Source organism: Rhodococcus sp. 1168, from assembly GCF_002091955.1.
Lineage (GTDB): Bacteria > Actinomycetota > Actinomycetes > Mycobacteriales > Mycobacteriaceae > Rhodococcoides.
In genome coordinates this window covers 1-18557 of sequence record NZ_MKKY01000093.1, presented here as the reverse complement: position 1 = coordinate 18557, position 18557 = coordinate 1, and the positions used below count along the sequence as shown (strand labels likewise).

The following is an 18557-nucleotide window of genomic DNA, read 5'->3' as shown; positions in this document are numbered from 1 at the left end:
CATCTGGAACGACCTTGCGTGCGGTGACCGTGAAGCCGCCGCCGTCCTGGTCGCCATCAACTCGGTCTTCCAGGTATTCATGTTCGCAGGCCTCGGCTGGTTCTATCTTTCCGTCCTACCGGGCTGGCTCGGCCTCGAGCAGACCACCATCGAGGCTTCCCCCTGGCAGATAGCGAAGTCGGTGCTGATCTTCCTCGGCATACCGCTGATAGCGGGGTTTGCCTCTCGCTACTTGGGAGAACGCACCAAGGGCAGGGAATGGTACGAGTCGAAGTTCATCCCGAAGATCGGGCCGTGGGCTCTCTACGGCCTGCTGTTCACCATCGTGATTCTCTTTGCACTGCAGGGTGATCGGATCACTTCCCAACCGTTGGACGTCGTTCGTATCGCACTGCCGCTATTGGTCTACTTCGCGGTGATGTGGGGCGGCGGTTACGCCCTCGGGGCCGCAATGGGCCTGGGCTACGGACGCACCACCACCCTCGCCTTCACCGCGGCAGGAAACAACTTCGAACTCGCCATCGCTGTCGCGATCGCCACCTACGGCGCAACATCCGGGCAGGCACTGGCCGGGGTCGTCGGACCGCTCATCGAAGTCCCCGTCCTGGTCGGGCTCGTCTACGTCTCACTCGCACTACGCAAACGCTTCATTTCGGCCTCGCCCACCGCGACAAAGGAGTTTTGATGTCCAGCATTCCCAGTGTGTTGTTCGTTTGCGTCCACAACGCAGGACGGTCGCAGATGGCGGCCGGTTTCTTGAAAGATCTCGCCAATGGAACCGTCGAAGTTCGCTCTGCCGGCAGTACACCGGCAGAAATAATAAATTCGATCGCTGTCCAGGCGATGGCCGAGGTCGGCATCGACATCTCGGCGCAATCACCGAAAATCCGGCTCTTCCGACTTGATGGGGGTCTGGTGTGACCGATCTGGACGTGTCGGTGATTGATTGAGGGCTCGCGCCCTTGTGAACTGGGTGTTCTTCACGCATCCAGCAACAACAAAGGCGCGAGCATGTCTCAGAGTAGTTCAGTGTTGTTCGGTCTCGATGGCGTGATCGTCGAGACCGTCGAGACCGGGTCCGATGGCAGGCGCACCGTCGGTGTGCTCACTGCCCCGCAATGGGTCGGTCGGTGTCCTGCGTGCGCGTGCGTCTCGATGCGGTCGAAGGGGTGGGTGAGCACCCGGCCCCGTGATATGAAGATCGGCCCGGATCGGCCGCAGGTGGTGTGGCGTAAGCGGAAATGGCTGTGCAGCAACATTTCCTGTGACCGTAGAACGTTCACCGAGTCGATACCGCAGATCCCTCCTCGGGCGCGGATCACCGGGCGCGCGAAGACGGAGATGGCGTTGGCTGTCCTCGACGACGATCGCTGCGTCAAAGCCGTCGCTGCTGCCTACGGTTGCTCGTGGAACACCTGCCACGTCGCTGTGGTGGCCACTGCCGATCCCATTCTCGGAGTCGAGCCCGAGCAGGTGTCGGTGCTCGGCATCGACGAGACTCGTCGCGGCAATGACGTGTGTGGTCTCGGGACGTGTGTGACACAACGTCACCGGGACATTGTTAACGCTCTCGAGGTCGGTGTGCGTTGAAGTTTCGGATCGGTTTCGTCGTGGTTCGGGCGTGCAGTGAGAGTTCGGCGGTGCCGTCGAGGACCCGAAAGTGGTGATCTTCGACGACCACAGTGACGATGGTTCCCGCGTATGTGCGACCAACTCGAAGTCGCTGTCCGGCGACCATGACGACTCCGTCCGTCGGGACTCGTCGGTGAACGCGTTGAGGGCCCGACGGCGGTGGTGGCGGGAGGGGTTTCGTCGCGCGGCGGACACGAGTGAGGCGGCCGGTGTCGTTGCTGTTCAACGGATTCGGCAGAGTCTTGATCACGTGGTTGCCCGCGATTGCGTGGATCAGACCACCCTCGATTCTCAGAGCGACGCGGGTTCCGGCGGTGTCCGGGCCGAGTGCGAGATGATGACCGAGCAGCGTCACCAGTCCGGCGCGGGCGGCGGTTCGGTCGACCTCGATCGCTACCACGGCGCCCGTCGAGGGGTTCGGGTTGACTGCGGGCAGGGCTGGTGCCGGCAGTCCGGTCCGTGCGCCCCGCATCGTCAACCGGCCGAGATCCACGGTTGTCATCCGGGACACTGCGGTGGTGACGACCTCGCCATCGACGACCGCGTGGACGGTGGTGAGGTAGGCCCACATGGGCACCGTGCGTCCTGCGAAACCCTGCCCGATCCACATTTGCTGTGCACCGACCAGGTCGACGACCCCCGATGGCGGTATGCGAAGTTCAATCTCGTGACCCCCACCTGGTGCTGTGGAACCTGAATCCTGTTCCACAGCAGTCGATTCCTCAGCCGTCGCGAACGTAGTGGCAGGGGCGGCTGGTGCCGCGTTCTCTCGTGTTCGGAACAGCGTCGCCGGTTTGGCCATGTCCAGAGACTGATGGAGGCGTTGGGTATTGCAGCTGTGCACCCATTCGTCGAGGGCGAGCTGCGCGGCTTCGATGGTGGCGAATGGCCCTACTTGGGCGGGCGGTTCGCGTCGTAGTATTCGGTGGATTCGTTCGATCTTGCCGGTGATCGTCGTTTCGTCAGGCGCGCGCTGATACCGTACTCGCGGCAGGTGCGTTCGACAAGCACCTCGACGGGCAGCGGACGGGTGAACTTGCCGGTGAACTGTTTGCCGTTGTCGGTGAGGACTTCGAATGGAACGCCCCATCTCTGCATCGCGGCGACGAACGCTGCGCAGACGGCTACACCGGAAGGCTGCTCGAGCACTGCGGCGACGACGGTGAACCGGGAGTGGTCGTCGATCCCGGTGAGGATCTTGCATTCGCGGCCGCCGACCAGGACGATCCCACCCGCCAAGTCGAGCTGCCGCAGATGCATCGGCGCTTCGCGTTCCCACCGCTTGTAGATCCGTTTGTGTTGCTGCTCTTGAGGGTTCATCAGTCCGTTTCGAGCGAGGGCTCGGTGGACGGTTGTGCGGGACGTGGCGCTGTCGCCGAGCTCGGTACGCAGTTCGTGCGCGATGCGGCGTGCTCTCCACCGGTGGTGTTGCCGACGTATCTCACAGATGGACGGTTCGATAGCGGGCGTGATGCGGTTCGGGTTCGAATGGGGTCGCCGTGAGATATCGACCAAGCCGTCGAGACCCGAGCTCTCGTACCGTGTGCGCCAACGCTGCGACGGTTTGCCGGCACACGCCGAGTTGTTCGGCGACATCGACGATTGGTGCACCGTGGCGGACCTCGATGAACGGCACGTAATCGCACCTTGACAGCGGCGCGGGTGGTGATGGCGGTATCGGACTCGGGCGAATGAGGTGACGGCACCGCATCAAATCAACTTCGATAGTGGACTGTCAGCTATGTCCAGGTGACGCTGGGTCAAACATGTCCCGAACCCTTACACGTCAGCAAAGCCAAGTGGGAGACCTGTCCCGATACCGGGAAGCGATCATGGGTGGATCGCTGGGACACCGGACTTGTCGACATTTCCGGCAGTCAAGGATTGTTGGCGCAGGTCAACGGACGCACCGCCGCGGTGGTGACCGACTGACTCGATGCGCGGGATCGAACCTGGACTGCGACGATCACCCATGTCACGATCGACATGTCGATGGTCTACGCGAAAGCGGTACGCCAAGCGTTGCCGCACGCGCAGCTGATCGTGGACCGTTTTCACCTGGTCAAAAAGGCCAACGAGATGGTCGACACCGTCCGCCGCAGGGTCACCCAGATCGAACGAGGCCGTCGTGGCCGCAAGAGCGACGTCGAGTGGATCAACCGTCGGCGGCTACTACGAGCCAGCGAGCGCCTCACCGTCGAGCAGCGAGTGGTGTTGTTCGACAAACTCACATCTGCCGACCCCGCCGGAGACATCGCAGCGGCATGGATCGCGAAGGAACTGCTTCGGAACGTATTGTCCTGCAGTGACAATGGCGGTCTCGGGTACGAGATTCGGGAGGCCCTGTACCGGTTCTACACGTTCTGTGCGGCCTGCCGGGTTCCGGAGATCAGAACGCTGGCCACGACGATCTCCACATGGCAGGAGCCGATGATTCTCGCGATCACCACCGGCTTGTCGAATGCCCGCAGTGAGGGCTACAACCGGATCGTCAAACACGTCGGCCGGATCGCATTCGGATTCAGGACACCGGAGAATCAACGACGCCGGGTACGGTGGGCCTGCACCCGTCAAGCACGGCGGGCGTCATCCCAGGCCAGACAGCTACGCCCCTGCTAACTCGGAAGAGCCCGTTACGGAAGCTGAGCGGGAACCGGAAGTACAACCACACGCAGTGGCTGGTGATCTCGACCGGGTAGCGGTGGCCCTTGTACGACAGCATCGAGGTGCTCACCTCGCCGATTCCCCCAGATTGCCGCGTTCAACAACGTGACAGTGCCGTCTACGCCGCTATCCGCACCAACGCAACACGCTGATCCTCGGTCATCGGCAAGGCGGCCGTAGTCACAACAGCCACACATAAAATACCGCACTAATTCAGAGACATACCACTAGCTAATCGAACGACCCGAATCGTGTAGCACTGATCCTCTTTCGCCGATACAGATCGCTATCGGCGTCAAGGAGCAGTTGGGCGAACGCCTCGGGCACCGATGGCCCGGTTGCTGTTCCGTAGTCGACCGGTACCGAATGACCGCTGGCGAGTTCGCCGCCCAACAGCTCGACGTCTGCATCGACGCCACGTAGGACTGCGATGAACTCGTTTCTACCTAATCTCGCCAGAACTGCACTCGACGGCAGGCTGGCGCGCCACTTTTCGGTCAGCTGGGTGAGCTGTAGATCGCCTGCAGCGTCATTATCGAGGATATCGATGCGTCTTGAATCGGTCACCTCGAAAACTATGACTGTGATCTGCTCGTCCTGTTCTCGTGCTCGGCCGATCAACTCGGCTGTGGCGGCCGCGGAACCGCTCCGGTTCCACACCGAGGTCAGAGGATCTCGTAACGCCCCGTCGAGCAATGATGCCGTGAGTGAACCGTAGATCTCGGACGCGGCGAAAATACATGCGGGCCAGAGCAGGAACCACAGCACCGGAGGTGCCGCGGGCGAGAACGTCAGCGCCAGGACTGCGAGAACTGCGACTGCGCCGCAGGCCGCCCGAGCAGTGGACACCACTGAGCAGACACCGCGGAGGTATACCGCTACCAGCATCAGCGGGATCAAGGACCAGAGCAACGCGGGCAGCTTATCGTGAAACAACGCCGCACTCAGCGGTGCCAATATCGCACACATCAATGCGATTGTGTGCTGCCAACCGAGAACTCGGCGAAACGACAACGCAATCAGCCCGACCGCCGACAAGCCTGCCGCGATCACGTCCTCCGACGCCAGCAATGCCGACGAATCGAAGACGACAGCCACAAGAACTGAAGTCGAGTAAAAGACCAACTGGACAGCGAGAAACGGGAAAAGAATACGACGATAGCCGCTCAGGAAGCGCGGCGATCTGCTCCCGTTTGCCGGCAGCGGTGTCGCCCAGTTTGGTCGTATGCTCACTTCACCAGTGTGTCAGCCGATCGAAGGATCTCTGCCCTCCCCCCTGCAGCCTGCCTGCACTTCACCCACGGATTCACCCCGGGTTCCATCAACGGTTTCACAACGTGGACGGATGGTTGCTGTGAGTTGCCCCTGTTGAATAGGAGGCACGAGTTAATGGAGTGACAGAAAGGTTCGAACCATGCACGGGCATACCCGATCGACACACTGGAGGCACTGCCTCCTCGGTGCCGTAGCGCTGATGACCGCCCCCCTTGCTGCGGTGTCGTTTGCGGGAATCGCACATGCGCAGAACACTGACCTCGTCGCTCGAATCGACACGTCCACGAACACAATGGCTGTGCAGCTCACTGCGGGGGAGCCACTCAAAAGCCCGACACTATCGATCTTATTTGCACCGGGGGTTACCGCCGGCGAAGCATCGGAGGTGTGTCTGGACGAATGGCAAGTCGACGCTGTCACCGTGGTGGGCCACGAGTCCGATGGCGGCCACCAAGAAAACAGCCTCGAAGCTATGCGTTTCACCTGCCAGATCAAAGATGTAGCGGAAACCGCTTCCACGAGGATGATCATACCAATCATCATGTCGAAAGGCGCATCCCAGCGTGCACTGTCGGCGACGGTCGGCGTGAAGTCCGGTGCGGTGGCGCTCGAGACAGTCGCGGTCCCCATCACCGATGCAGACGTCGCCAGGACGGTGTGTGATCCCACAGGGTTAGCTACGGCAGGATCCGACGATAAAGAAACGACTCCTTACCTCGCGAACGGTACCGTTTCCGGTTTAGTGGCGGATCGATCCCAGGACTCCACCCCGGTGGTCCAACTGGTGGGTATCGACTCGTGCAATCATTGGATTTCGCGAGCGGTATCGGTTTCTCCGGATGGTGCGTTCGTATTCACCGGCTTACTGCCCGGCGAATACGCACTCGGTCTGCGCGATGCGGCGATCTCCACGCCCGTGGCGCTAAAAAGCGAGAGTATGAACGTTATTGACCTCACGATTTGATTACCTGTAATCCTGAGATGTCCGACTGTACGACTTTAGATTGCGAGTTCCACTCATGTCTGTAACAGACGTCAATTTACCGTTCGACATTCAGCGACGGGGATATTCTCCCAATCAAGTCAAAGACTATCTTCATCGACTGCACCTGAGGTTCGAACGTAATGTCACCAAGATCGACTTTCAGCAAGTCCACATCGACAAGCTCGAAGTCGACATCGGTACCTTCAGAAAAGAACTGGATGCGGTGAGGGTGGAACGGGACCGAGTAACGGACGAACTCGAGCAACTGTCTAAGACCGTTGATGCGCAACGCCAAGAAGTAGACGCTGCGCGCGAAGAACTGGCGGCGGCATTGGCCGCGCCAGTGACTGGGCCTCAGATCAGCGCCCGCCTGCAGCAAATTCTCATTCTCGCCGAGCAAGAAGCGGAAAGAATCACGCAGGAGGCATCCACTGCCCTACAGCAGGCGCGTGCGGACGCGGATGCGATACGAATCGACGCAGAGCAGGCAGCGAACGAGGCGCGGACAACCGCCGAAACCGACGTACGACAGATCTACTCCGACAGAGACGACGTGATCTCGGAACTGCTCGTCACCAGCGAACGACTGCATGCGCTCTTGGACCAAGCGGACACCCTCGCCTACGAGGATGACACCCTGGACAGTGTTACCGAGAACAGCGATAGCTACGCCGCTGCAGAGACCAAGAAGTAGGACGAGAATGTCCGCTGCTTACTTTTAGTAAGCATACCCTTGGCTGCGGACACAGCGAGCACATTCGTTCCTCGATCAGCTCCCGCGGCTCATTTCGAGTGATCGGCCCAGGAGTTTCGGACAGTGGAGCCGCTTAGCCTCGATCTTTCTTCCCGCTGACGTGGTGGCCTGATCAGTTCGAGATTGCGGTTTTCGCCGTGATCGTGCCGATCGAGCATGCTGGTGTTGCCGATGTCGATCGGTGGGGCGCTCGGGTCCACGGTCCGAGGCGGTTCTTTCGGGTCGAATGGGTGGGTGGGTTTGGGTCAGGCGGGCGCGGGCAGCGCGGCCAGCCGGGTCAGTGCGGCGACGATCAGCTGCGACCATGTCGCGTCCTTCGACAGTCGAAGGTGGTTGCGGCGAGCATGACGGGCGATACGTCCGGCGACCGAGAAGACTCGCAGGCGAATACGTTTCGGCTCCCACCGACGTGCGTCGTGGTCGGTGAACCCAAGCATCTGCGTCCACGCCATGAGATCGAGGGCGAGCTGCACGATGGCCAACCAGATGCGATTCTGGTCGAATCCGTGCAACGGAAAGTTGGTGAGACCGGTGTCCTTCGCGACGCGGATCCGGTCCTCGCAGCGAGCACGGCGCCGGTGACGAAGTTCGAGATCCTGCACCTGGCCTCGGATGGTGTTGGTGGCGAATGCAGTCAACCGAAGTCCGTCGGAATCGGTGAACCGCAGTTGCGCGCCGGGGTGTGGTCGTTCTTTTCTGATGATCACGCGCATCCCGGTGGGCCAGGTGGTGAGGTCGACGATGCCGGTGGCGTCGATGACCCACGCACCGTCACGGACCTTCTCCTGTGCGTCGACGGCGACCGACCACGCGTCCTCGGGCACCTCGGCGAGGGCGGTGACCATGGCGTCGGTGAGCCCGAACCCGATTGAATACGATACGCGTTGGCCCTGCAGCCAGGTGAGGTATTTGTGGCTGGCGCCAGCGCCGTCGGTGCGGATCATGACCGACTTGCCGGGGCGGATACTACTCGTGGAGCGCAACTGCGCCAACGCTTTCCGGGTCACGTCGATGTGATCGGCTGCGGTGTTCGAGCCGGCGCTTCCGGGCCGAAGCAACGCGGCGACGGGTTCACCGGTCCCGCCGGTGCCGTGATCGACGAACGCCATCAGCGGATGAAATCCATAGCCTCGTTTGTATGTCGGAGCAGCGGATTCCTTGCCCGAGTGGGCGGTGACGAGGGTGGCGTCGAGGTCGATGACGATCGGATTCTGCGCGGTGATGCCGTGATCGGGTGAGTGCTGACCGGCGTGTTCCCATGCGGCGGCGCGGGCGGATGCTCGGGCGGTCTCGATCGCGGTGAGGACCGCGGCGGTGTCGGCGGACAGCAGCGTAATCAGACGAGAGACGGTCGGGTCCGAGGGCCGGCAGCACGTCAATGCGGCCTGAATTCAACCATCTCCAGTGTCCGAAATTCCCGTGGCAGATCAGAGCATTCCCATCTCGCGCGCTGTGTCGACAGCCTCGTCTCGAGTGTGTGCTCCCAGTTTCCTGTACACGGAGCGCAGTTGGCTTTTGACGGTGTTCGTGGACACGAACAATTGCTTGGCGATAAGGGTGTGCCCATGCCCCGCTGCGAGTGCTTGCAGGACGATTCCCTCGCGCTCGGTGAGCTCGACAAACCGAATCGAATCCGGAAACACGGGTTCGAGTCCGAGTGAGAGTACATACCGCACACACGAAGATTCGCCGGGAACCAACCGGGACAGGGCATCAATTTCGGCGCGAGGGAGGTAGGCTAGGCTGCGCGAAAGGTGTAGATGATCGATCAGGTTGATCGCACGGGTCCACGCGGTGGCAGCCGCCCGGTGCTGATCGAGGCGTAACTGGCTCGCGGCTTCGATCAGCAGAGCCTCTATCAGTAACCGCGGGGATACTGCAGCCGATTGGGACAGCGAACGACTCAGCGACACGGCCTGTCTATCACGACCAGTCAGACCATAGACGCGGGCGCGCGCGGCCACCGCCCAATCCTCGTCGCCGGCTTGCGCGGCGAGAACATCAGCTTGATTACCGAGGCCGCAGGCCAGAAGTAGCTCTATCTCACTCGTTGTCAACAAGCTCGTTGCCAGCGCACGCTGGCGGGTAATGCGTGAGTTGGCCTTGTCCCGGCGAAGGTGATCCAGGGCAAGAGCCGGTCGCGCGTTGAGAAGTTCGAAACCCGCACGTAGATGGGCTATCACAGGCCACGTCTCGTCGTGCTCGCTCACGGAGGCCAGCTGATCGACGATGCGTGCGGAATATTCCAAATCGAGTGTGTCGAGCGCAGCGAGACCGCGGGCGGTCAGACCGGCCGAGCGCACGATGGACTCGAGCCACAAAGCCGGGAGACGTTGCTGCACCTTGCGTTCGAGCCATTCCGCCGCGCGATGATGCTCCCCGATCAACGCCCAGTTCAATGCGGAGGTGCCCGCTGCTCCACGCGCGACGAAGCTCAGTTCCGCGGCATCGGATTCTTTATACGCCATAGCCGCTTCGATACCCGATTCTTGTAGATTCCCGGCGAGTTGGTGGCTAATGCTCCATTGATAACGAAGTAGAGCAAGCGAATCGATCTCGATCTCCGGTGTGGCCTCGAACATCAACCTGCACAGAATCGCCAGGCGACGGGCCAGCTCCGCCGATTCGGCAAAGCCTCCAGAGATTCGCACCAGGACGGCGTGAACCGTTCCGGCCACCAGCGCCTCGGAGGCGTTCCTCGATGCACCCAGTGCGCGCAGGCGGTCGAGCGTGGCGGGCACCACCGACTTGGACGCACCCGGCGGCGAACCGATACCGGAGAGCAATTGCCGCGCCGCCACGAGCGCTGGACGGTTGGACAATCGATCCTCGGGGATTACCGCGATCGCCATCCGTAATGTCGAGACGTCCTGGGTCAACAGCGTGAGCCAATGAGCGTCGATCAAATCGATTATCAAGGACCATTCCTGAGCTTGCAGCGCGTGCAGCAGAGCATCGCGATGGTTGCCGTGCTCGCGGTGCCACTGCGCAACGTAGATCAGTCGGGGTGCCGGATCGTTGCCCTCGTCGCGCTGACGCTTGAGAATCGCCTCCCGTAGTACCGGCGGGAAGAGCCACCTGTCCGTGTGAGTCGCGGATCGATCGACCAGCAAAAGCCCGTGGGCGGCGAGCTCGGCCAGGGCCTCGTTGATGTCGGTGCGATGCGTCAAGGCGAATGCCAGTTCGGTATCGAGCGACTCGGCAGCGGCGATGGCGTCGATGAAGTCGTGAAGGTGTCGGACTGTGTCGTCGCGATAGATGCGGGCCTCGACATACATATCCAGAGATCTCGCCACCGTTCTCAGATAGTGGTCCCCGCGCGGCGCGGTCGGCAGCATCGATCGAAACGCTGCAGTGGCAAACTTCATCAGGCTGGGAAGGCCAGAGGTGATTTTTCGAGCGACTTCCGCATCCGCTGGACGGTGTGCAATGTTTCGCTTCGACAGCGCCTGCCTGGTGTCCTCGATGGTGTAGAGGAGGTCGTGCTCACGGATTATCTCGTACGAAAACCGGATGTCGGCAATGGCATCGAGCCATAGCCGGTCATCGGTCAACAGCACGACATCCACGCGTTGACAGAGGTCGAGCAGCTGCTCAATTTGTGCCTTGTCGATCCTCTTCGAGACCGAATCGTCGATCACGAGCACTATGAAATCGTCGAGTCGATTCAGCAGAGCAGCGGCCGACTCGAACTCTGTGAGCGGTCTCCGAGCACTGTCTCTGGGTACCTTGAGGACGAATCCGCGCATGTGCAGCTGCTTTACCAGCCGTGCCCATACATCGGTGTCCGAACCAAATTTGGTACCGGAAGGCAATCTTAGAGCGGTTCGAGCGCGATCCGAGTTCGATCGCATCCAGGCATCGACCAACCCGGACTTCCCGAAACCGGTGGGCGCGCACACCAGATGCAACCGAACGGGGATGTCCAACCACTGGACCAGTTCGCGACGCTCGCCGACGTAGTCGCCACCGGCAGCTCGCCCCGAGCTTCGCGTCGACATCATGGTACTCTGCGCGCCTCTTCAGTGTGTCGATGTGTCTGCGGTGTCGAATGTAATTCATTTGTATCGCTAGCTGCTGATCGAACAAAGCCAGAGTGGTGCGTCACCTACGAATTCACCAACCACTTCACCCACACACTCTGTCATCACCCTGACATTCACCCCTTTCTCTGCCCTGCGTCCAGTGTCGTGGGTGGTTGACTTGGAGACAAACGGACGGTGAAGGGTGGCATATGAGGACAACTGCCGAGAAAACGGTTCACGACGATCGCGTCCTCAGTCCGGTCAGCGACATCAGAGCAACGAACGCCTATGTCGTTACCCAGGGGCTCGTATCGCCTGTGCGCCATTACATCGTGTTGGCCTCGGACGGTACCGGGTACGCCGCGCACCTGATCGATTCCTCGGTCTCTCTGATACTTGGGATAGCTCGTGTTTTCGGTACCTCGCAGGTGGGCAAAAACCTGAGCTCCGGAATTCGACGGCTCTACGAAGACAACGACGTCGACGACACCAAATACATTGTCGCATCCAACTTATCGGCGGACTCAATGCCGATGGTCGAAGAGTTGACGCAGTCACTCTCGGCCGAGTTGGTCACCCTCGACGATGACATCGATCACCACCGCGCCCTCGGCGCAGCGCTGTATTCGACTTCGCGCCCGACTTCATCGAAGGCAATCCCCGCGGCCAGGCGCGTGATGCCCAGCCGCTACGCGGCGGCGTGGGCTGCAGCCGTCATTGTGGTGGCTGTTATGGGTATCGCTGTGGCACTGATGGGATCGACAAGCCGACAGGAACCCCCCACCGAACCATCATCGACACCGACGGTCGATGACTGCGTCTCCTACCGGGTCGGCAGCGTCGCACTCCCTGCGCTGCAATCCGATCCCGATGTCTCGTCGGTGTCGGAGTCGCCGTCGGTGTCGGTGTCGGAGTCGCCGTCACATCCTGCACCGCAAGCATCGTGCTGATCTTCGACGGCACTGTCACGTTGTTGAACGCGGCAATCTGGGAGAATCGGCGAGGTGAGCACCTCGATGCTGTCGTACAAGGGCCACCGCTACCCGGTCGAGATCACCAGCCTCTGCGTGTGGTTGTACTTCCGGTTCCCGCTCAGCTTCCGTAACGTCGAGGAGATGATGCTGCAACGCGGTGTCGTGGTCAGTTACGAGACGATCCGGCGGTGGTGCGCCAAGTTCGGGCAGGCCTACGCCAACCAGCTGCGCCGACGACGCCCACGGCCCGGCGACAAGTGGCACCTCGACGAGGTGTACATCCGAATCAATGGTCTCCAACATTAACTGTGGCGCGCGGTCGACCAGGACGGCAACGTGCTCGATGTGCTGGTCCAGTCTCGACGAAATGGCAACGCCGCCAAGCAATTCTTCCGTAAGCTACTCATAGGCTTGCGCTATGTGCCGCGGGTGATCGTCATCGACAAGCTCGGCAGCTACCAGGTCGCGCACCGCGAACTGCTGGCCTCGGTCGAGCATCGCCGATCCAAGTACTTGAACAACCGGGCCGAGAACTCGCATCAACCCACCAGACAGCGAGAACACGCGATGAAACGGTTCACATCTCCCGGGCACGCACAACGATTCCTGTCCGCATTCTCTGGTATGTCACCGCATTTCCGGCCCGCCGCCACCGACTGACCGCGCCCGAATGGCGTGCTGAGATGGCCGACCGTTTCACGGTCTGGCAGGAGATCACCGCGACTGACGCCGTCGTCTGAAAGTGCACTGCCCGGCGGTGCCCCGTAGCGGCCTATCCCAAACAAGCTTCGCTGCTCGGCTTTTCGAGTAGCGTGACAGTGCCCCATCAACTTCGTTGCCTTCGTGTGGGCGATGCCCCAGATGTCGCGCAACTCAGCTTCGAGCAACCCGATCGGATCGTCATCCGCTGTCAGCGCGCCTACTTCGTCTACGAGATCGCGGTCCGGTCCGGGCCCACCGACTCCAACAGTTCGGTGAACCGGTCGACGCGGGTGACGAGCAGTTCGCGTGCAGCTCTCGCGTTGACGTTGACCGAAAGAAACGTGATCGCGACCAGATCGTCGGCGGTGAACCGATTGATGTCGGCCTCGCGGGTGCGCGGTGCCCAACTGTCGAAGAACGCGCCGGTGTAGCACCCGGTATCAAGATGGGTGTTCCCGTAATACCGCCGCAGCAGAGCGACTGCATCGTCGTCAGTGTCGGCGATCAAGGGCGGCGGAAGGGTCACACGCAAAACGGTCGATCGTGTCAGAGAGCAGTGTGATCGACACCCGGTTCCATTGTCAGTTTCAGAAGACAACTGCACAATGTCAGAAGTGGAGTGCACGAGCTGCCTTCGGTTTCGGGTGAGTGTCCCGTTCGGTTCAACTGGGTTCACGCAAGGCGGAGTTTCGTACACCTGAAGAACACAGAAGGACATCGAGCGGGTGGTCAGAGTTCTCGTCGTAGTTCGGCGATGTTGTGGTCGAAGGCCTGAGCGAGGGAGTCGGGGTCGCCGCCGTCGACTGGGGCGATACCGGCTGCGAGGTGATACCCGCCGCGTTCGAATTCGCGGATGGTGCGGTGTATCGCGGCTTCGGGTACGGCGACGTGGTGTTGGTGGGCGGTGGCGGCTTCTTCGATGACGACGCCCCATTCGGTGATCAGGGACAGGGTTTGGTTGAGGCCGTGGAGTAGTTCGCGGCGGTCGGGGCCTGCTGCGGACGCGGCGAGTTCGGTGAGAATCGCGAGTCCTGAGGCGGTGCGGCCGGCGAGGGCGACCGGGACGGTGTGTGTGGGACGCAGGTCCGCCAGTTGGGTTCCGGGGGCTTCGGCCGCGAGGCTGTCGGCGGCACCGCGTACGAGGGCTCTGACGTCGTCGTCACTATAGTTTTTCTGGGCGGCGCGGTGTGTGACTCCGGCGCGGATCGCTGCTCGGGTGACTGCGGTGTCGATCAGGGCTGCTACGGCGGTTCTGTAAGCGTTGAGGCCGTGGGCGGTTGCTTCGTCGAGGAAGACGTCGACTTTGTTCTCGATCCAGGTATGTGGGCTCACCATCCACATCGTTGCGTAGGACGGTTCTCGTACGGGCGTGATTCGGACACCGTCCGCTCACCTGTCGTCCCGCACGGGTGGTGTCATCGATGCCCGTTCTTCAGGTTCTTCCGAGCGCGCGATGCGGCGTGTTCGGCGACGGCGGTAGTGCGTGCACGAGCGGGGATTCATGTACTCCGTTGGTGGCCATCGTCGTGACGTCGACGTCCGTGGATTCGGTGGGCCGCATGTTTTGGTTCCGTGCCTGGCGAGAATGGATTCGTGGTTGCCGCTGCTGGTTCGGTATACCCGCCCGGCGGTGCAGTTGGTGATCTTGAGAGACCCTGTCCGCTGTCTGTGAGGGACCACGCGAGTGTGTGTCCGGCGGGAGGGACAGAGTCGTCTTTCATGGGGTGTTCGATACTCCCCGGTTCACGCGCGTGTGACCGGGGATTATCGGGCGGGACTGCCCCCATCTTGGTTGACATCTGATCTGTGAGGATCACTCCTCGCAGTGGAAGGATGTTCCCCATGCCGAAAGCATTTCCCGAGGAGTTCCGCCGCGACGTCATCGCTGTCGCACGTAAAGGCGAGGCCCCGCTGCGTCAGATCGCGAAGGACTTCGGAGTCTCCGAGGGCTGTCTGCACCGTTGGCTGAAGATCGCCGATCGCGACGATGGCATCACCCCCCGTTGACGGGACCGCGGCGAGCAGCGATTCCGTCGAGCTGCGGGAAGCCCGCAAACGCATCAAGATGCTCGAGCAAGAAGCAGAAGTGATGCGGCGCGCGGTCGGCTATCTCTCTCGGGACGTCAACCCGTTACCCTTTTCGTAGTCGGAAACAACCCGTCTCCGACTGCTGCACTGGACGCCTCGGCATGACTACGTCAACCTGTCGCGCAATGATCTATTTTGTGATGTCACCGAGGCGGACAGGCGATGAGTGATCGCTGATAGGGGCCGGACCCGCAAAAAAACAGGCCGTCGTAACGTGGATGCCGCGGCTCAGTCGCCACACCCAGCAGTGCAGCATCCCTCCCTCTCGAGAGGATGCGATGACAGTATCGGCGCACGAACAGATCGAAGTCTTCATCGGTGTCGACGTCGGCAAAGAACAACATCATGCCGTCGCTCTAACCCAAAGCGGCACAGTTTTATTCGACCGAGCACTTCCCAACGATGAAACAAGACTTCGAGAACTGATTGGGGCACTCGTTCACTACGGACCCACCATTCTCGTAGTCGATCAACCCGCAACAATCGGCGCACTCGCCGTCGCCGTCGCCCAAGATATGAACATCACGATCGGTTACCTCCCAGGATTGGCGATGCGCCGCATCGCCGACATCTACCCTGGCGAATCGAAGACCGACAAGAAAGACGCGACAATCATCGCCGACGCAGCACGAACGATGCCACACGCGATCCGAAACCTGCACGCCATCGACGCCCAGGTAGCCGAACTGGCCATCCTCAGTGGATTCGACGACGATCTCGCTATGCAGATCACGGCCACCAGCAATCGACTGCACGGGCTACTCACCCACATCCACCCAGCACTCGAACGAGCCTTCGGCCGACACATCGCCCACCCCGCCGTACTCGATCTTCTCGCCCACTACCCGACTCCCGCGCAGATCCGCAGACTCGGACGAGCACGGCTTGCTGCACGGCCAACCAAGAAGGCACCTCGTATGGGCAGCCGGCTGGCCGACAACATCTTGGCCGCAATCGCCGAACAAACCGTCACCGTCGTCGGAACCAACGCGGCTGAAACAGTGATACCAAAACTAGCGGAACAGCTTTCATCTCTGATCCACCAACGAACCAAAGTCGCAGACGAAGTCGAACGCCTCGTCGGGGCCCACCCTCTTCACGAAGTCCTGACCTCGATGCCTGGAGTAGGAATCAGGACGACAGCACGCATCATCACCGAACTCTCCGGCAAGCAATTCTCCACCGCAGGACACCTGGCCGCCTACGCCGGCCTCGCACCCGTCACACGCCGATCGGGATCCTCGATCCGAGGGGAACACCGGTCACGACGAGGAAACAAGAAGCTCAAACGAGTTCTCTATCTTTCCGCGTTCGCCGCACTGCAAGACCCCGATTCACGCGACTACTACGAACGCAAACGGGCACAGGGCAAAAGCTATAACCAAGCCCTCATCGCACTCGCTCGCCGTCGCTGCGACGTTCTCTTCGCCATGCTTCGCGACGGCACCACCTATCAACCGCTCCCACGGCCCACTGCTGCTTGACAAACAGCATAGGGGCACAAAATGACCTTCCCCCGCAAGCGGGAGGTACCCCCACCGCTGGTCCTCGACCTTGCTGCCGACGGAATCCCCGTCACAGTGACCTGCCGGGTGCTCGGATTCTCCACCCAAGGATTCTACAAATGGAAGACAAACCCTGTCACACAACGTGATTGGGACGACGCGCACCTGATCAACGCCGCCCGCGCCATCCACGCCGACGACCCCGCGTTCGGCTACCGGTTCATCGCCGACGAGCTCCCCGACCACGACATCACCGCCGGCGAGAACAGGGTCGCCCGGCTCTGCTCACAGGAACGCATCTGGTCGGTGTTCTCCAAGAAGAGAGGGCTGAACAGAAAGGCCGGTCCGCCGGTCCACGACGACCTCGTCGACCGTCAGTTCACCGCAGAGGCCGCGGACACACTGTGGCTCACCGACATCACCGAACATCGCACCGACGAAGGCAAGCTCTACCTCTGCGCCATCAAAGATGTGTGGTCCAACAGGATCGTCGGCTACTCGATCGACTCCCGAATGAAAGCGTCGCTGGCCGTGTCCGCATTGACCAATGCTGTGGCGCAACGCGGCTCGGTCGGGACGATCGTACATTCGGATCGCGGTAGCCAAGGCGGATTCAACTGATCGTCGCAACACCCTGATCTCGGAGGTATGCGACATGGCTACAGCAGACTGGAGCAAGAAGGCCAGCGATGTTGCAAGAAACACTCGTCGGCAGTGGCGTGCTGATCGTGCGCTTCGCCCAGCGATGCGTTCGCCCGGGCGACCGGAGCCTTCGCGGGTGGTGCAACGTCAGTTCTGGCGGTTGATTGCGACCGGAATGAGCACCGCGGAGGCATCTTTGACGGTCGGCGTGTCGGTCCCAGTCGGGTCGCGGTGGTTCCGCCACGCTGGCGGAATGACGCCACTGAGTCTCGATGAGCCCACCGGCCGCTACCTTTCGTTCGCCGAACGCGAGGAAATCGCACTGCTGCGCGCCCAGGACGTCGGCGTCCGCGAGATCGCCCGCAGGATCGGCCGCGACCCAGGAACAATCTCACGCGAACTGCGCCGTAACGCAGCAACCCGGAGCGGAAAACTGTTCTACCGTGCCCTGGTCGCGCAGTGGAAAGCACAACAGGCCTCGAAGCGTCCGAAGTCCGCGAAACTGTTGAACAACAACCAGTTACGTGAATACGTACAAGAACGTTTAGCGGGCAGTGCCCGGTTATCGGACGGCACGGTCATCAGTGGACCGCAGCCACCGCCGTGGAAGGGGTTGAACAAGCCGCATCGACAGGACCGGAGGTGGGCGACGGCGTGGAGCCCGGAGCAGATTTCGCAGCGGCTGAAAGTCGACTTCCCGGATGATGAGTCCATGCGTATCAGCCAGGAGGCGATCCACGAATCACTATTCATCGAGGGCCGAGGCGCCCTCAAACGCGATTTGGTGACGTGTCTGCGTACAGGCCGCGCACTGCGGGAGCCACGTGCGCGCTCGCGGAACAAGCCACAGGGGCATGTCACCGCGGATGTCGTTCTCTCCGAACACCCGCCTGAAGCCGATGATCGCGCGTTCCCTGGGCATTGGGAGGATGACCTGATCATCGGGACGGGCCGCTCTGCGATCGGCACACTCGTCGAGCGCAGCAGTCGATGCACGATCCTCGTGCACCTTCCCCGGCTGGAAGGCTGGGGTGATAACCCGCCAGTGAAAAACGGTCCGTCGCTGGGCGGTTACGGAGCTGTCGCAATGAATGCCGCTTTGGCGGAATCGATCACCGAGCTCCCCGAGCAGCTGCGCAAGACCCTCACCTGGGACCGCGGCAAGGTGCTGTCCGGGTATGCCCAGTTCGCGCTCGATACCGGCACCAAAGTGTACTTCGCCGATCCGCACTCTCCTTGGCAGCGACCTACCAACGAAAACACCAATGGAGTTCTGCGGCAATACTTCCCGAAAGGCACTGATCTGTCTCG

Annotated in this window: 14 protein-coding genes and 7 pseudogenes; 12 read left to right on the top strand and 9 right to left on the bottom strand. The window is 61.3% G+C overall.

Translation table 11 applies throughout. The features are described from left to right. From BJI47_RS23140 to BJI47_RS23130, 3 genes and pseudogenes are all read left to right on the top strand, one after another. Positions 1-685, top strand: a 685-nt coding sequence (locus tag BJI47_RS23140) for a bile acid:sodium symporter (protein WP_176225039.1), incomplete at its 5' end; no start/stop codon positions are given. Beyond that, positions 682-888, top strand: a pseudogene (locus BJI47_RS23135) (heat-shock protein HtpX); the annotation flags it as partial. The gene BJI47_RS23140 and the pseudogene BJI47_RS23135, both read left to right, overlap by 4 nt. Before the next feature lie 123 nt (positions 889-1011). Then, a complete protein-coding gene (locus BJI47_RS23130) occupies positions 1012-1590 on the top strand; it encodes a transposase family protein (RefSeq protein ID WP_125458813.1) in 579 nt (192 codons plus the stop codon). Here BJI47_RS23130 and BJI47_RS23125 read toward each other — a convergent pair. The 3 genes and pseudogenes from BJI47_RS23125 to BJI47_RS23120 form a co-directional block, all read right to left on the bottom strand. Beyond that, positions 1562-2434, bottom strand: a complete 873-nt coding sequence (locus BJI47_RS23125; protein ID WP_176225036.1) for a hypothetical protein — start codon at positions 2432-2434, stop codon at positions 1562-1564. The genes BJI47_RS23130 and BJI47_RS23125 overlap by 29 nt on opposite strands. Positions 2435-2482: 48 nt before the next feature. After that, a pseudogene (locus BJI47_RS24875) lies at positions 2483-2554 on the bottom strand (hypothetical protein); the annotation flags it as partial. Further along, positions 2524-3228 carry a helix-turn-helix domain-containing protein gene (locus BJI47_RS23120; RefSeq protein ID WP_088945946.1) on the bottom strand — a complete coding sequence of 235 codons (705 nt, stop codon included), beginning with the start codon at positions 3226-3228 and terminating at the stop codon, positions 2524-2526. The pseudogene BJI47_RS24875 and the gene BJI47_RS23120, both read right to left, overlap by 31 nt. A gap of 195 nt (positions 3229-3423) precedes the next feature. Here BJI47_RS23120 and BJI47_RS23115 point away from each other — a divergent pair. Next, positions 3424-4251 (top strand): annotated as a pseudogene (locus BJI47_RS23115) (ISL3 family transposase); the annotation flags it as partial. Positions 4252-4527: 276 nt separating this feature from the next. Here the strand turns inward: BJI47_RS23115 and BJI47_RS23105 are convergent. After that, complete coding sequence (locus BJI47_RS23105; RefSeq protein WP_139804880.1) at positions 4528-5529, bottom strand: diguanylate cyclase; 1002 nt, start codon at positions 5527-5529, stop codon at positions 4528-4530. Positions 5530-5863: 334 nt separating this feature from the next. On the opposite strand from BJI47_RS23105, the gene BJI47_RS23100 reads away from it, so the two are divergent. Then, positions 5864-6535: a hypothetical protein gene (locus BJI47_RS23100; RefSeq protein ID WP_125458811.1), complete on the top strand. Its 672-nt coding sequence runs from the start codon at positions 5864-5866 to the stop codon at positions 6533-6535. A gap of 55 nt (positions 6536-6590) precedes the next feature. Next, complete coding sequence (locus BJI47_RS23095) at positions 6591-7250, top strand: hypothetical protein (protein WP_088945942.1); 660 nt, start codon at positions 6591-6593, stop codon at positions 7248-7250. A gap of 305 nt (positions 7251-7555) precedes the next feature. Here the strand turns inward: BJI47_RS23095 and BJI47_RS23090 are convergent. After that, a pseudogene (locus tag BJI47_RS23090) lies at positions 7556-8671 on the bottom strand (IS1380 family transposase); the annotation flags it as partial. A 66-nt stretch (positions 8672-8737) separates the two neighbouring features. After that, positions 8738-11311, bottom strand: coding sequence for a LuxR C-terminal-related transcriptional regulator (locus BJI47_RS23085; protein WP_176225037.1), 2574 nt, complete (start codon positions 11309-11311; stop codon positions 8738-8740). Between the two features lie 233 nt (positions 11312-11544). On the opposite strand from BJI47_RS23085, the gene BJI47_RS23080 reads away from it, so the two are divergent. Next, on the top strand, positions 11545-12285 hold the full coding sequence (locus BJI47_RS23080; protein ID WP_088945939.1) for a hypothetical protein: 741 nt from the start codon (positions 11545-11547) through the stop codon (positions 12283-12285). A 66-nt stretch (positions 12286-12351) separates the two neighbouring features. Continuing rightward, positions 12352-13049, top strand: a pseudogene (locus tag BJI47_RS23075) (IS6 family transposase). 188 nt (positions 13050-13237) lie between these two features. On the opposite strand, the gene BJI47_RS23070 reads toward BJI47_RS23075, so the two are convergent. From BJI47_RS23070 to BJI47_RS24870, 3 genes are all read right to left on the bottom strand, one after another. Further along, complete coding sequence (locus BJI47_RS23070) at positions 13238-13537, bottom strand: DUF6308 family protein (protein WP_254900777.1); 300 nt, start codon at positions 13535-13537, stop codon at positions 13238-13240. 203 nt (positions 13538-13740) lie between these two features. Continuing rightward, positions 13741-14343, bottom strand: coding sequence for a hypothetical protein (locus tag BJI47_RS23065; RefSeq protein ID WP_125458810.1), 603 nt, complete (start codon positions 14341-14343; stop codon positions 13741-13743). Between the two features lie 100 nt (positions 14344-14443). Further along, the gene (locus BJI47_RS24870; RefSeq protein WP_254900776.1) at positions 14444-14572 is read right to left on the bottom strand and encodes a hypothetical protein; all 129 of its coding nucleotides are present in this window, start codon (positions 14570-14572) and stop codon (positions 14444-14446) included. A gap of 281 nt (positions 14573-14853) precedes the next feature. On the opposite strand from BJI47_RS24870, the pseudogene BJI47_RS23060 reads away from it, so the two are divergent. The 4 genes and pseudogenes from BJI47_RS23060 to BJI47_RS23045 all read left to right on the top strand — a co-directional run. Beyond that, positions 14854-15142 (top strand): annotated as a pseudogene (locus tag BJI47_RS23060) (transposase); the annotation flags it as partial. Positions 15143-15377: 235 nt separating this feature from the next. Further along, positions 15378-16583, top strand: coding sequence for an IS110 family transposase (locus tag BJI47_RS23055; protein WP_088945937.1), 1206 nt, complete (start codon positions 15378-15380; stop codon positions 16581-16583). A gap of 54 nt (positions 16584-16637) precedes the next feature. Beyond that, a pseudogene (locus BJI47_RS23050) lies at positions 16638-17210 on the top strand (IS3 family transposase); the annotation flags it as partial. A gap of 289 nt (positions 17211-17499) precedes the next feature. Further along, a partial coding sequence (locus BJI47_RS23045; protein WP_125458814.1) for an IS30 family transposase occupies positions 17500-18557 on the top strand: 1058 nt, incomplete at its 3' end.